This window comes from Evansella vedderi (genome assembly GCF_030813435.1).
GTDB lineage: Bacteria > Bacillota > Bacilli > Bacillales > Salisediminibacteriaceae > Evansella > Evansella vedderi.
In genome coordinates this window covers 159256-173623 of record NZ_JAUSUG010000010.1, presented here as the reverse complement: position 1 = coordinate 173623, position 14368 = coordinate 159256, and the positions used below count along the sequence as shown (strand labels likewise).

16 protein-coding genes are annotated in these 14368 nt (G+C 38.5%); 14 read left to right on the top strand and 2 right to left on the bottom strand.

Annotated features, from left to right (window positions below):
* The first annotated feature begins 40 nt into the window (after window positions 1-40).
* The 5 genes from J2S74_RS13695 to J2S74_RS13675 all read left to right on the top strand — a co-directional run bounded on the left by J2S74_RS13695 (window position 41) and on the right by J2S74_RS13675 (window position 4940).
* A complete protein-coding gene (locus J2S74_RS13695) occupies window positions 41-574 on the top strand; it encodes a Rieske 2Fe-2S domain-containing protein (protein WP_307326355.1) in 534 nt (177 codons plus the stop codon).
* Window positions 567-773: a hypothetical protein gene (locus J2S74_RS13690; RefSeq protein WP_307326354.1), complete on the top strand. Its 207-nt coding sequence runs from the start codon at window positions 567-569 to the stop codon at window positions 771-773. Before J2S74_RS13695 ends, J2S74_RS13690 begins: the two co-directional genes overlap by 8 nt.
* A gap of 79 nt (window positions 774-852) precedes the next feature.
* Window positions 853-2148, top strand: coding sequence for a NarK family nitrate/nitrite MFS transporter (locus J2S74_RS13685; RefSeq protein ID WP_307326353.1), 1296 nt, complete (start codon window positions 853-855; stop codon window positions 2146-2148).
* A gap of 106 nt (window positions 2149-2254) precedes the next feature.
* The gene (locus J2S74_RS13680) at window positions 2255-3763 is read left to right on the top strand and encodes a NarK family nitrate/nitrite MFS transporter (RefSeq protein WP_307326352.1); all 1509 of its coding nucleotides are present in this window, start codon (window positions 2255-2257) and stop codon (window positions 3761-3763) included.
* Window positions 3764-4229: 466 nt separating this feature from the next.
* Entirely contained in the window at window positions 4230-4940 is a 711-nt protein-coding gene (locus J2S74_RS13675) for a Crp/Fnr family transcriptional regulator (protein ID WP_307326351.1), read from the top strand.
* Window positions 4941-5210: 270 nt separating this feature from the next.
* On the opposite strand, the gene J2S74_RS13670 is transcribed toward J2S74_RS13675, so the two are convergent.
* Complete coding sequence (locus J2S74_RS13670; protein WP_307326350.1) at window positions 5211-5756, bottom strand: hypothetical protein; 546 nt, start codon at window positions 5754-5756, stop codon at window positions 5211-5213.
* A gap of 321 nt (window positions 5757-6077) precedes the next feature.
* Here J2S74_RS13670 and J2S74_RS13665 point away from each other — a divergent pair, with 321 nt between their 5' ends.
* The 9 genes from J2S74_RS13665 (at window position 6078) to fabF (ending at window position 13138) form a co-directional block, all read left to right on the top strand.
* Window positions 6078-6791, top strand: a complete 714-nt coding sequence (locus J2S74_RS13665; protein WP_307326349.1) for a YwiC-like family protein — start codon at window positions 6078-6080, stop codon at window positions 6789-6791.
* 285 nt (window positions 6792-7076) lie between these two features.
* Window positions 7077-7256, top strand: a complete 180-nt coding sequence (locus tag J2S74_RS13660) for a YjzC family protein (protein WP_370876012.1) — start codon at window positions 7077-7079, stop codon at window positions 7254-7256.
* 159 nt (window positions 7257-7415) lie between these two features.
* Window positions 7416-8186, top strand: coding sequence for an alpha/beta fold hydrolase (locus tag J2S74_RS13655; protein WP_307326348.1), 771 nt, complete (start codon window positions 7416-7418; stop codon window positions 8184-8186).
* 118 nt (window positions 8187-8304) lie between these two features.
* Window positions 8305-8475: a hypothetical protein gene (locus tag J2S74_RS13650; protein WP_307326347.1), complete on the top strand. Its 171-nt coding sequence runs from the start codon at window positions 8305-8307 to the stop codon at window positions 8473-8475.
* A gap of 111 nt (window positions 8476-8586) precedes the next feature.
* Entirely contained in the window at window positions 8587-9543 is a 957-nt protein-coding gene (locus J2S74_RS13645) for a BMP family ABC transporter substrate-binding protein (RefSeq protein WP_307326346.1), read from the top strand.
* 191 nt (window positions 9544-9734) lie between these two features.
* Window positions 9735-10067, top strand: a complete 333-nt coding sequence (locus J2S74_RS13640) for a hypothetical protein (RefSeq protein ID WP_307326345.1) — start codon at window positions 9735-9737, stop codon at window positions 10065-10067.
* A 101-nt stretch (window positions 10068-10168) separates the two neighbouring features.
* Complete coding sequence (locus tag J2S74_RS13635) at window positions 10169-10564, top strand: hypothetical protein (RefSeq protein ID WP_307326344.1); 396 nt, start codon at window positions 10169-10171, stop codon at window positions 10562-10564.
* 363 nt (window positions 10565-10927) lie between these two features.
* Window positions 10928-11863: a beta-ketoacyl-ACP synthase III gene (locus tag J2S74_RS13630; protein WP_307326343.1), complete on the top strand. Its 936-nt coding sequence runs from the start codon at window positions 10928-10930 to the stop codon at window positions 11861-11863.
* Window positions 11864-11899: 36 nt separating this feature from the next.
* Window positions 11900-13138, top strand: coding sequence for a beta-ketoacyl-ACP synthase II (fabF, locus tag J2S74_RS13625; protein ID WP_307326342.1), 1239 nt, complete (start codon window positions 11900-11902; stop codon window positions 13136-13138).
* A gap of 71 nt (window positions 13139-13209) precedes the next feature.
* Here fabF and J2S74_RS13620 read toward each other — a convergent pair whose 3' ends face one another.
* Window positions 13210-14190: an LCP family protein gene (locus J2S74_RS13620; protein WP_307326341.1), complete on the bottom strand. Its 981-nt coding sequence runs from the start codon at window positions 14188-14190 to the stop codon at window positions 13210-13212.
* Window positions 14191-14368 lie beyond the last annotated feature (178 nt).

Genomic DNA, 14368 nt, shown 5'->3' with positions numbered 1-14368 from the left:
CATCGCTCTATATAGAAAACCACTGAAAGGAGTGGAAAAAATGTCAAACGAATGTAAAAAGGAACGTCACGCAAAACGTTCAAAGAGTGACATGGTTAATCTAATCCAAAATGTTGATCAAAAGGATGATTTGAAATATAACCGACGAGCATTTTTGAAAACAGCAGTTGGGGCTTCCATGGCTTTAGGCTTATCTACGGTTCCATTTAGCGTTCGAGCTATGATGGGTTTATCGGAACCAGACCATGAAAGGGTGGAGATTGCTAAGCTTGCTGACTTGCCAGAAGGGGATTCTGTTACCTTTTACTACCCAACGGAAAACGATCCAGCGTTACTTATACACACAGTAAACGGAGATTTAGTTGCATATAACTCTGCTTGCACACATCTAATGTGTCCTGTGTTTTACGAAAAAGAGGAGGACGTTCTTTTATGTCCTTGTCACAAAGGGTATTTTGATGTAAATAACGGTCATCCAGTAGCCGGGCCGCCACAGCGGGAATTACCGTTAATTGAAATTGAAGTGGAAAACGGAACCGTTTACGCAGTGGGGAGGCAATTTAGACATGGGTAAGAAAATATGTTGGGCAGTGATTTTCATTACGATTGCAGTCAATGTTGTCATGGTCCAGTGGACAGTGGAAGCTACCCTTGGAAGAGAATATAGCATTGTACCCATCTACTCCGGTATAAGTATCGTAATGGTCTTCATTGCTTTCTTCACCTATTTGCAATGGAAAAAATTAGAATACAGTGAAAGTCACGATGAATGATAGGGAAGGGGAGTACAAACTCCCCTTTTATAAACTAAAAAACTAGAAAGATTGTGGATTTAAATAGGAGGTATTACCGATGGCTAGAATTACAAGATGGGACCCAGAGGATGAACATTTTTGGGAAACGGAAGGAAAGCGTCATGCGAGAAGAAATTTATGGATCTCTATTCCGGCTTTACTTTTAGCTTTTGCCGTGTGGCAGATATGGTCTGTTGTTGCTGCTAGTTTAAATGATATTGGCTTTAATTTTACTAGTGCCCAATTATTTACCCTTGCAGCATTACCAGGTTTAACTGGGGCAACCTTTCGAATTATTTATACATTTGTCGTTCCTATTTTTGGGGGGAGAAACTGGACAGTTATAAGTACTGCCTCCTTATTAATACCAACAATTGGAATTGGAATCGCGGTTCAAAATCCTGAAACGTCTTTCGCAACAATGGCAATATTAGCAGCACTTTGTGGTCTAGGTGGAGGGAATTTTGCTTCTTCCATGTCTAATATCAGCTTTTTCTATCCGAAAAAAGCAAAAGGTACCGCTTTAGGTCTTAATGCTGGTATTGGAAACTTAGGGGTTAGTGCAGTACAATTTCTCGCTCCATTAGTTGTAACTGTAGCCATTTTTGGTGCAGTAGCAGGTAACCCACAGGTACTCCCTGATGGTTCGAATGTATGGCTTCAAAATGCAGCATTTATATGGGTAATTCCAATTATTTTAACAGTTATTGCTGCGATGTTTGGAATGGATAATCTTCCAGGAACGAAAGCTTCCGTAAGAGAACAAGCCGTGATTTTCAAAAATAAACATACATGGATCATGACTTGGCTGTATGTCATGTGCTTTGGTTCATTTATCGGATATTCCGCAGCATTTCCATTGCTAATCCGTACGGAGTTTCCTGAAGTAAATGCCATGCAATTTGCTTTCCTAGGTCCGCTCGTTGGTGCATTGATCCGACCAGTAGGTGGTTGGATTTCAGATAAAGTCGGCGGTGCTATTGTAACCTTCTGGGATATCGTGGTAATGATTGCTGCCACAATTGGGGTTATTTATTTTTATAATGCTGGAAACTTTACAGGATTCTTAATTATGTTCTTAGTACTATTTGTAACAACAGGTATTGCAAACGGGTCTACTTTCCGTATGATTCCATTTATCTTTAATAATCAAAAGGAAGCGGCAGCTGTTATCGGGTGGACTTCAGCAATCGGTGCTTATGGAGCTTACATTATCCCACAAGTATTTGGATGGTCCCTAGATACAACTGGAACAGCCAATTTAGCACTATATATTTTCATAGCTTACTATGTCATTAGTCTTGTAATTACTTGGTACTATTACTCTAACAAAAATGCAACGATTAAATGTTAATGCCTTATAAAGTCTATTCAAAAAGAGTATGAAGGGCTGGTTTAAATGACTTTCTGCCATAACCAGCTCTCCTTCTCCTACTAAAGGGACAAAGGAGCAACGTGTTATGAGTGTGAAAGAGCTTTTTCAATTTAAAAATCCAAGGACAAGAACACTGCATTTAACTTGGGGAGCCTTTTTTGTATCCTTTTTTGCTTGGTTCAATATGGCTCCTTTAGCTGGAACAATGATAGATTCAGTAGGCTGGTTAACTGCCGATCATCTAGCAGCATTGGCTATTTTAAACGTGGCTTTAACAATACCTGCAAGAATTATAATTGGGATGGTCCTAGATAAATATGGTCCAAGAAAAGTATTTTCTGTACTCCTTGTCATAATGGCTATCCCTACCTTTATGTTTGCCTTTGGTAATACGTGGATGCAACTGTTCGTTTCCCGTTTGTTACTAAGCTCCATTGGCGCCAGTTTCGTAGTTGGTATTCGAATGGTTTCAGAATGGTTTCCACCAAAAAGTGTGGGCTTCGCAGAAGGATTCTACGCTGGTTGGGGAAATTTCGGGTCTGCTGTCGCAGCCATTGTACTTCCATGGATGGCCATTACAGCCTTCGGTGGTGATGAAGGCTGGCGCTATGCCATTGCCTTTAGTGGTTTAGTATGTATCATTTATGGATTTATTTATTGGTTCTCTGTCAGTGATACACCAGAAGGGAAGACGTATCAAAAGCCCAGAAAAGTAGCAGCAATGGAAGTAAGTACCTACGGGGATATGATTCAGCTTATTATTTGGACGGTACCGTTAGTTGGGGCTTTAGCATTACTTACTTGGCGGCTGCAAAATTTAGACTTTTTATCAGAGCAAGCCATGTATATTATTTTTGTCGTATTAGCCATAAGCTTAGTGTATCAAATCATTCAAATATTAAGAGTGAACTTACCGATTTTACGAAAAGGTGTCCCTGAGGATGATAAATATAAGTTCCGAAACGTAGCTGCTTTAAATACGACGTATTTTGCCAACTTCGGTGCAGAGCTCGCTATTGTTTCTATGTTGCCACTTTTCTTTTTGATCACATTTGAACTATCTGTAACAGCAGCAGGTTTAATTGCATCCTCTTTTGCCTTTGTAAATCTGTTTGCACGTCCATTAGGAGGGTGGCTGTCAGACAAGATGTCAAGACGGAAAACGGTTATGCTCCTTTATATGTTCGGGATCGGAATTGGTTTAGTAGGAATGGGCTTTATTAATTCCGAATGGCCTCTCATTTTAGCAATCGCAGTGACTGTACTCACTTCCATGTTTATTCAGGGAGCAGAGGGGGCAACCTTTGCAGTCATCCCACTTATTAAAAAACGTATTACAGGGCAGATATCAGGAATGGCTGGTGCTTACGGAAATGTAGGAGCTGTTGTTTACTTAACCATCTACACATTAGTGACACCGCAAACCTTCTTCTTCATTTTAGCAGGTGGAGCCTTCATAAGTTTCTTTTATTGCTTATTCTTCTTAGAGGAACCAAAGGGTGCTCACGGTGATGAATATATTCTTTCCTCAGTGGATAGGGAACAGCAAGCTACTGAGAATTTAGATGTTAATGAAAAAACGAAATCAGCTTAATCCAAAAGGGATGATCCGCAGAATTACACCTTCCTGCATGATCACCCTTTTTATTTAGCTCTGTTAAATTTTGATGTTGATTTTCGCTTCAGCCTCCTCGGGCCATGTCTCTTCCTCTGAAGTAACGCTCGTCCCTGCGGTGTCTTGAGCCGTTGCTTTTCCCTCAGGAAAGAGCGTTGCTTCGTCGAATACACATCGATTTGTCTCGACGGTTAAGCTACAAAGCTAAGCTGGTAGAGGAAGAGACAGTTCGTATCTTCCGCTACAATCAACAGTGTGATAAAACCGAGACTAACTTAACAGAGTCTGTTTTTAAAAATCATTCCCATAATTTCTTCATAAATCTGACTTAAATTATTCAATAAATGGTCAAACATTGGTCGTTAGTGACTATGTAAATAGTGTTAACATTAAGTTAGAAGTTAGGAACGACAATATTGAATTCTTTAAAAGGTAGGTTTTCACTATGAAGAAAAAACAATTGGAAATGAAAAGGTTCTTTAATGAATTGTCAGATGAAAACCAGCAGCTGCTACTTACCTATGGGTTAGAGATAAAGGTTAGAAATGGAACATTTCTTTTTTACGAAGGAGACTTTCCAGAGCATGTATATTTGGTCCGTTCAGGAAAAGTTCGTTTAAGTAAAATGACAGCCGATGGAAAGGAATTCTCCGTTCACTTAAAGCAAAAGGACGAATTGGTGGGAGAAGTGGGGTTATTTAACGAAATGGCCATCAGTGTAAGTGCCGAAGTAATTGAAGATGCAACCCTTGTTCGCTTTGACCGTCACACCCTTGAAGCATTGTTTCGGGAGAATGGAGAAATAGCCGTAGCATTTATGAAATGGTTTGCACGGCACACACAATCAACACAAGCTAAGTTTAGAGATTTAATTTTGTGCGGTAAAACAGGAGCTTTCTATTCCACTCTTATTCGCTTCAGTAATTCTTATGGAAGTTTGGAAGACGATGGAATTTTAATTAACGTCCAATTAACAAACCAAGATATTGCTAACTACATCGGAACAACAAGGGAAAGTGTCAATAGAATGCTGAATGATCTTAAGAAGGAAAGGATTTTATCTATGAGAGAAGGCTGTATACTCCTTCATAATATCCAATTCCTTAAGGATTATTTACATTGTGGAGATTGCCCTGTTGAGATTTGTACAATTTAAAATTTAACACCAAGAGGCTGGGACATAACAAAAGTGTTTAATTGGAAATACGAACAATACACTACCTTAGCGTAGGAAATATACGTAGACTCGTGCGGGAGCAGAGGCAGAGGTGAGACCCCACAGTGCGTTAGCACGAGGAGGCTCACCAGCTGCCCGCGGAAAGCGAAGTATATTTCCGAAGCGGGTAGATTGCACCTACATCTAGTTTGTTCGGATTTCTTATTAGTAAAAATACTTTTGTCCCAGTCTCTTTTTTAGAGAAAAGGCTTACCATTGGGTTATTGGTGTTACTTCGATATTTTCTCCGAAGAAGGATTGTTCTCCCGATTTGGTTAAAATGTCACAGGAGATAAAGATAGTACCATTGGAGGTATCTTCCTTTTTATCGTAAGTTAAAAGCATGCCTTCACCGAGAATTTCTTCACCATGAGATACAGAGACCATTTGCCCCTCAAGTGATTTATGCTTTGCTTCGTTGATATAATCACTCCAATTAGGGAATCCATGATAAATAAATACCTTTTGACCAGCATTATCGTAACCAAGTAAAGCATTCTCGTCTTTTACGTTACCTTGCAGTTCTTCTGAAAGTGTATAAATGATTTCATAAATGATCTGACAATCTTTCATAGATACGTTTTCTGGAAAAGTTAATTTAAGAGTTTTTTTATCTTGGTATGGAATTAGCTTTAATTTTCTTTTTGTAGTAGGGAGGGCTAATGAATATTCTCCATTGTTTAAATGGAATCCAAAAGACTGTAATAGAGTATTCAGCATTCCGTCTTTTTTATATATAACCTCTGTTGTTAACATTTACATTCACCTCAATTTATATTATTAGGCTCTTTTATAAAAGGTTGCTCCTGGGATTACTTGTCGCTGGAGTCGCCGCCTTCCACTCCTCCAAGTTTTCTGAAAAAGAGTTAAAGTTTGTAAAAATAGCCTATCTTTAATTTAAATGTTAACAAATAGTTAAATGTTTCACTGTATAAAAGTTCACAATGAAAAGTGTATAAAAATTGAACTTTACAGTTGGAGAGGCTAAATAGTGATTAGAATCACATTGTGATCGAGTCCCTTTGAGTAAGATAAAGGTGTAAACAACATTTACACAGTTAGAAAGAAGGGATTTAAGTGAAATGGTATATACCTAGAGAGCATGGGGCGTGGGCAATGCTAATCGTTCCTTATTGGATAGGAGCTTCCATTAGTGGAGTTCAATGGTCCCATTTACTTTTTTTTATCGGACTTTTTGCCCTCTATTTCGCTCAAGCTCCATTATTGACATACATTCGAAATCCGAAAAACAAAGATGTTTGGCCTTCATTTTTTGCATATATTTCCATTGGGAGTATCATCATCATACCGTTTTTTTTAACTAATTTTTCATTGCTTTGGATAAGTTTAAGTATTTTACCTTTGTTTATGATAAACCTTGTTTTTGCAAAGTTAAAAAAAGAGCGGTGGTTTATTAATGATTTAATTGCAATTATCGCACTATCATCTTTATTGTTGTTAGCTTATCGATTAACGGAACCAGCCATTCATTTTGAAGCGTATAAATATGTTTTATTAAATGTTCTATTCTTTACCGGAAGTGTTTTTCACGTGAAGTCTTTGATACGTGAAAAAAACAATAAAATGTTTCAACGTACTTCCATTTTTTATCATATAATGGTCGTTATATTTACAGCTGTTCTTCAATTATTTGGTGCAGCATTGACATTTTTATTAAGTCTACTTAAAACATTGTATGTTCCTAAAAGTTATTTGAAACGCCCTCTGCAAATAGGAGTTGTAGAAATCATAAACAGTGTTCTCTTTTTCCTTTTAGTTATTTATTGGTAGACCTCCATGCAAGTAAAAATTTGCATCATGGATGATGAGAAGTGTCGGCAATGGCTCCGCTCGCCGCGCGGTTGCTCCTGCGGTTACTCGTCGTAAAAAAGATAGCTAGGAAACCCCCACTCCTAGCTACCTTTGTAAAGATTGCGGCGGCTTCGCTCATTGCTTCGGTGGCACAAAAGATAAAGTGACATCTTTTGTGCCACCTATTTTCAAGGTAGGTGCTGATAAAATCTCTTCGATTAGGGAAATGTAAAACAGAAAATGAAAAAGAAGGGGTGAATCGCAGTGTCCCAAAAGAGACAATTTAAATCTGGAGATAAGGCACCAAACAACGGGATTTATGTGGAAATCGGGGAAACAGAGAGCATGGTAAATAATCCAAAGCAAATTAAGTTAAAAGCCGGAGATACTTTCCCTGATAACACCAATCACAATCGAATATGGACCTACAAAAGAAAACCATAAACAATGATAATGGGAAGACACATAACTGAATAGAATGTAATAAGGAAGACATTTTTCAAGGAATAAGCTTGAAAAATGTTTTCTTATTTTAAGAACGGCCTCCATTTCATGTGAATAGCATATTATGTAGGAGAAGTAAAAAACTGGAGAGGGATGATCATGTCAGTCAGTAAACGTAATACGACAATTGAAGGAGAAGAATGTCTCATCCATCTTCCAGCAAGACCAAATGGGTATGCAATCTTGATATTGGGAGATCGAAATCACTTCGTCAAAGAAAGCTCAAGCCTTTGGCTTCAGCATCCATCAAGAAATGATTTTATAGATGGGCTTCTTCATGCAGGATATACGGTATTTTATTGTGATTTAGGGATTGCCCACTGGGGGAATGACCAAGCTTTTCGATTAGTGGAAAGGCTTGTTAACTATGTCCTTAGAAACGAGATTCTAAATAAGAAAATTCACCTTTTTGCTGAAGGTATGGGTACGCTTCTAGCTATCCGTTTAATTCACCACCCCTTTATTCACGTCCGTTCCCTTGTTCTATTTAATCCTTGTCTAGATCTGCTAGCTCACATGGATGAGGAAAAGAAAAATCGTTTTTTTTACAAGCGTTTTGTCAAAGAAATAACAGAGGCCTATGGGATAGATGAAGGTAGTATTGAAGAGGTTTGCCAAAAGAGAAAACAAGAAATGGATACCCTCCCTGCTACTAAGCCTATTAGGGTTTTTCAAGTTATTTATCAGGCACCTTACTCTCCGGACAATCAAATCCGGCCATTCCTAAATTCTAGGAAAGAAAAGGAACAAACGCTAATTGCTACCTATTTTTTACCTGGGAAAACAATAGATCAGTTTATTGATCCAATTATTGCTTTTTACAAAAATAATGAAAAGAAAAATATACGAATGCTTAAGACTGAAGATTAGAAGATTTGGTTATAATAGTTTTAAAGTTAAAGTTTCTGTTGCTATAAATACAGATTTTTGCCATTATAATAGAATACCAAGAAAAGTAATATGAGATTGTATGAAAAGGGGTGACAAATTGAAGGCATTTAATGGAGTAGTTGTGTTTGCAATAGTCACCCTCCTTTCGTTTATTACCCTTAGCACATTAACGGATTGGAATGAAGCTGCAGTTGTAATCGTTTCCATTTTAATGGGGGTACTAGGAGAAGTATTCCTGTACAGGCTAAAAAAAGGAGATAATTACTAGTTAATAATACATAAAAACCAAAAAGTGCCATGATTAACGAAGAAGAAGCATGTCTATGTTGCAAATCTCATAGAATAATATAAAGTTTTTTAGAGGAGAGTGGCATCACGAATGAATCTTTTTAGAAAGCTAGTCTTGATTTTAATACTCTTTCTTGTAGGGTGCTCTCAACCTGTAGAAGGTCAGCTTGAAAAGGCGGGTCTTCTATTATCTGCCCCTATTGATGATAAAGGATGGAATGCCAAAGCCTATCAAGGTATTTTGAACATACAGTCAAAATTTGGGGTACAAGTTTTTGTAAAAGAAGATATTAAAACAGAAACCCAAATTATTGAAGCGGTAGATGAATTTAGCCGAAATGGTGTTAATTTAATCTTCGGTCATAGTCACTTATATGCAGATTACTTTATGGAATTAAAGGACAAGTATCCTGAGATGTATTTTGTCAGTTTTAATGGCGAGGTTGATGGAGACAATATTACAAGCTTACATTTTGAGGGATATGCTATGGGCTATTTTGCGGGTATGCTTTCAAGTGAAATGACAAGTAGTAATAAAATAGGAGTCATTGCAGCTTTTGAATTCCAGCCTGAAGTTCAGGGATTTAAGGATGGAGCATTATATAATAAAGATAATGTGGAAGTCTTCGTAGAATATGTACATAACTGGGTTGATGAAACGAGGGCAATAGATCTTTTTACTGAAATGGAAGAATTAGGGGTAGATATATACTATCCAGCTGGAGATGGGTTTCATGTTGCTGTTATTAAGGAAGTAAAAAAGTCTGGATTATATGCCATTGGATATGTTGGGGATCAAATCGATTTGGGGGAAACAACGGTTCTTACGAGCACCGTACAGCATGTTGAAAAGCTTTATGAATTTGTAGCTGAATCTTTAAATAACGGTACTCTTTCTACCGGTAACAAGTACTTTGATTTTGAGGATGGGGTTATTTCCTTAGGCACATTCAGCAGTGAGGTTCCTGATGATATTCGTGAAAGAATCGAAAAGTCCATTGAAGTCTATATAGCTACAGGTAAGCTCCCACATGAAAGAGAGGATTAACTCAGTTATACTAATGTAAGTATATTTTTTAGAAGCTGTTTTGTAAACTTTGTTGCTTTTTTTAAGCTTTGGGAAGGGGAAAGCGTCCGCCTGTAGCTTACCCAAGGAACATTAAATAACGAAAAACAACATTCTTTTAGAAAACAGCCTTTTAGAATGATTGAAGATTGCATACAAAAGGAGTTTTGAAAATGACGCAGGATAATAAAGCCATAAATAAAATGGCCCAAAGGGTGATTGAAGGTTATGAGGCTGTTCATAACAAAGATTTCCAACGAGCAAAGCAGTTGTTAGAACCAATCTCTCCTTTATTACATCAGGAGGATAAACCAAACATTACCTTTTTATGTTACTTAGCCATATCCCAAATCGGTTCAAAGGATATTGACCCCTTTTTGGATACCTATGAAGAACTTCAAAAATACGAAATTAAAAATAATAAAGAACAAGCTCTTAAGGATAGGGTGGAAGAAATGTTCCATGAATTAATGAGTGCTTTTCAACAAACAGAGCAAGGAGAGTGACTTGGGACAGGAACACAGAGATAGATGTCCTCATATGATACTAGGGAAAACCTTGTCAGGGTGATACCATTCCCTCGAGGGGAAAAAAGGAGGTTATCATCGTGTATACACCAATGTATCATCACGGGTGGTATAGAAGTCATCAAGATCCACATCATGGGCATCATCACCATGGGGGACATTCTAATCAGCGCATTTTTTTACCATTAATGGCCGGTTTGGCCGGTGGTTTAGGAGGTGGATTATTGGCATCAGCATTCACAGGTCCAGGATTTGGTCCTGGTTATGGTCCAGGTCACTATCCGCCACCATATCCACCACCTTACTATGGCCCAGGTTATGGACCTAATTATGGCCCGAATTACGGACCAAACTACGGCCCGGGATACGGCCCGCAATATGGACCTAATTATGGCCCACAATATGGTCCAGACTATGGCCCGCAATATGGACCTGATTATGCACCAAAATTAGGAAGCGCACATCCTAAGCGTTAATCTAGCGGAGGGTGACTCTAAAGGGATGTTTTTTTACCTCTAGAGTCACCCTCTCATTCCTTATATCTTAATGCTTTTCTTATTGCATTTTTTTTAGTACTAGGTCATAATATTAAGTATAACAGTCTGTTCAAAAAGGTCGGTTTTTGGCTTTTTGCACAGACTCGAAATTTAAATTAGGCTGTTTTCACAAACTTTGCTACTTTTTAAAAAGCTTGGAGAAGAGGAAGGCGGCGACTCCAGCGACGAGTATAGCTTCTAGGTTTACTACGGCAAAAATATATTCATAAAAAAACAATATATACGAAAAGAGTCTAAAATCAGTTAAAAGGAATCGAGGAAGTGAAATAAGGAGGAAGTGGGATGCAAGCTGGTATTATTGGAATTGGTAAATATATTCCTGAAAATATTGTAACAAATGAGGATCTTGAAAAAAAATTAGATACAAATGATGAGTGGATCAGAACAAGAACGGGGATAAGGGAAAGACGTATTGCCACGGATGAGATCGATACATCCCATATGTCCTATTATGCTGCTTTACAAGCGTTGGAGGATGCAAAGATCTCCAGTGAAGATTTAGATCTTATCCTTGTTGCAACAGTTACGCCAGATAAACCATTTCCATCTGTATCATCCATGATTCAGCACCAATTAGGAGCTCATAGGGCAGCTGCAATGGATATTAGTGCGGCATGTGCTGGATTTATTTATGGAATGGTTACTGCTATGCAATTTATTGAAACGGGAGCCTATAAAAATGTTTTAGTAGTAGGAGCTGAAAAGCTTTCGAAAGTAGTAGATTGGGAAGATCGAAACACGGCTGTTTTATTTGGTGACGGAGCAGGTGCCATAGTAATGAGCGAAGTTTCTAAGGATAAAGGAATTCTCTCCTTTGAGCTAGGCGCAGATGGCAGTGGTGGAGAGCATATTCAACAGCCGAAAGAATTCATTCAAATGAATGGGAGAGAGGTATTTAAGTTTGCCGTTCGACAAATGGGTGAGTCTTCTATGCACGTAGTGGAAAAGGCAGGACTAACGAAAGAAGACGTAGATTTCCTTATCCCCCATCAAGCAAATATAAGAATTATGGAATCAGCAAGACAACGTTTAGACCTTCCAGTTGAAAGAATGTCAAGGACAGTAGATTATTATGGTAATACTTCGTCTGCTTCTATTCCCCTTTCTTTAATGCATGAGGTAGAAAGTGGTAAGATAAAAGATGGAGACTTACTTGTCCTTGTTGGATTTGGTGCTGGCCTCGTATGGGGAGCAGTAGCCTTAAGATGGGGAAGATAATAATTAGATTAGGGACAACCGAAAGGAGTTTCAGCAATGAATAAAAGACGAGTTGTGGTAACTGGTATTGGAGCAGTAACGCCGTTGGGAAATGATGCTGACACCACGTGGAAACGATTAATAAATGGAGAATCAGGAATTGACAAGCTATCTAAATATGAAGAGGCACAATTCCCCACAACAGTTGCTGCTGAGGTTAAAGACTTTGATCCAGGTAACTTCATGGATCCGAAGGACGCTAGAAAAATGGATCGCTTTACTCAATTTGCGGTGGCCAGCGCACTTATGGCCGTAAAGGATGCAAATTTAACCATTGATGACAGTAACTCCCATCGTGTAGGTGTATGGATTGGATCAGGTATCGGAGGAATGGGGACATTTGAGACCCAATTCCGTATGTATGAAAAAAGAGGTCATCGTCGTGTCAGCCCATTTTTCGTACCTATGATGATTCCAGATATGGCGTCCGGACAAGTATCCATTACATTAGGTGCTAGGGGAGTTAACTCCTGTACAGTAACAGCTTGTGCTTCAGGGGCAAACTCCATTGGGGATGCCTTCAAGGTTATCGAGCGTGGAGACGCAGATGTTATGGTTACAGGTGGTGCGGAGGCACCAATTACAGAAATGGCACTTGCAGGTTTTAGTTCTGCAAAGGCTATGTCAACTAATCCTGATCCAAAAACAGCGTCACGTCCATTCGATAAGAATCGTGATGGCTTTGTGATGGGAGAAGGATCTGGTATTTTAATCCTTGAGTCATTAGAGTCAGCTCTTGAAAGAGGTGCCCATATTTATGCAGAAATATGTGGTTATGGTGCTACAGGTGATGCATACCATGTAACAGCACCAGCACCTGAAGGGGAAGGGGCTGTTAGGGCAATGAAACAAGCTCTAGAGGATGCCAAGATGAAGCCTGAAGAAGTTACTTATATGAACGCACATGGGACGAGTACAGAATATAACGATAAATATGAAACACTTGCTGCGAAGAATGTTTTTGGAGATCATGCATATAAGCTAGCCATTAGTTCTACGAAATCCATGACAGGACATTTACTAGGTGCAGCTGGAGCGGTGGAAGCCCTCTTCTCAGTAAAAGCAATTGAAGATGGAATAATTCCACCAACAATGAATATCGAAACACCTGATCCTGAGTGCGATCTTGATTATGTACCAAATGAAGCCCGCCGTCAGGACGTAAATGCGGTAATGAGTACCTCTTTAGGTTTCGGGGGACATAACGTAGCATTAGTATTTAGAAAATATCAGTAATAATTAACAATAAAACAAGAGGGTGTCTCAAGAGGTATGGTTTTAACCTTTTGAGATACCCTCGATATAATTTATGGGACATCCTCTTCTTCCATTTCTACTTGCAAAAATTCATGCAATGCTTGCCTATTTTTTTCCCAATCTAATTCAAGAACTGCCCCTGCATGCTGGTATGTTTCATCCCAATAACCACCCTCAACAGGAATAGTTAATGTTTCAATTTCATCAACTGAATTTAGAAACAAATCTCTTCCATAAGAGAGCATATCCTGTGTTCCAACGTTTGTTTGAATATAAGGTTCAATAGCACCTAAAAGCTGTGGAATTCGGCGTACCCCAGATATACTGAGAACTTCATCTTTTAAAATAGACAAAACTTGCTGCTGTCTCCTAACACGGCCGAAGTCATTCTCAAAGTCACTTCGAAATCTCACATATTTAAGCGCTTCCTCTCCACTCATTGTTTGCAGTCCCGGTTGGAAGTCGATAGTTAAGGAACCAGATTGATAAAACATTCTTCTAGCGACATCTACTTCAATTCCATCAGGTGCTAAAGTATCTACAATCCGTTCAAAACTATCAAAATTAACTTGAGCATAGTAATGAAGGTCAATTTTAAAGTTTTCCCATATCGTTTGCCGTAAAAGTTCTAATCCTCCTAAGGCAAAGGAAGCATTAATTTTGTTGTTTCCGTGACCTGGTATTGTAACATATGTATCACGCATGAGAGAAACTAGCTTTGCTTCCCCTTCATCTGGACGATATTGAGCTATCATTATAGTATCTGTCCTAGCAACATCTTCCTCGTCATCCAATCCGACAAGGAGTACATTAATATAGTCAAGATCTTCTTCTGAAGCATTAAATTCAATTTCCTCATTGGAAGGAACAGTACCGCCACTTTCTTCAATATTTCGTAATGATTCTTCACGAGCTTTATTATAGTCATTCTGGGCCCAGACAACAGTAATGAGGCCTGTAAGGATGATTACTAAGGAAATAAGGAGAAATATTTTTTTTCGGATAGAAAGTTTAAAAAGAAAATTGGTCATCGTTGGTCACCTCTGTTAATTGTGATTATAACAGATAATGTCCAAGACTTAAATGAAGAAAAATCAGCCTTGGGGCGGAGAGGAAAACGGTCCGCCGTCTGTTTTGATACTCTTTTTATAAAGCTATTCTATAAATAAGAAAATAAAACCTTCGAGAAATTCCTAAAAAAATCAATTG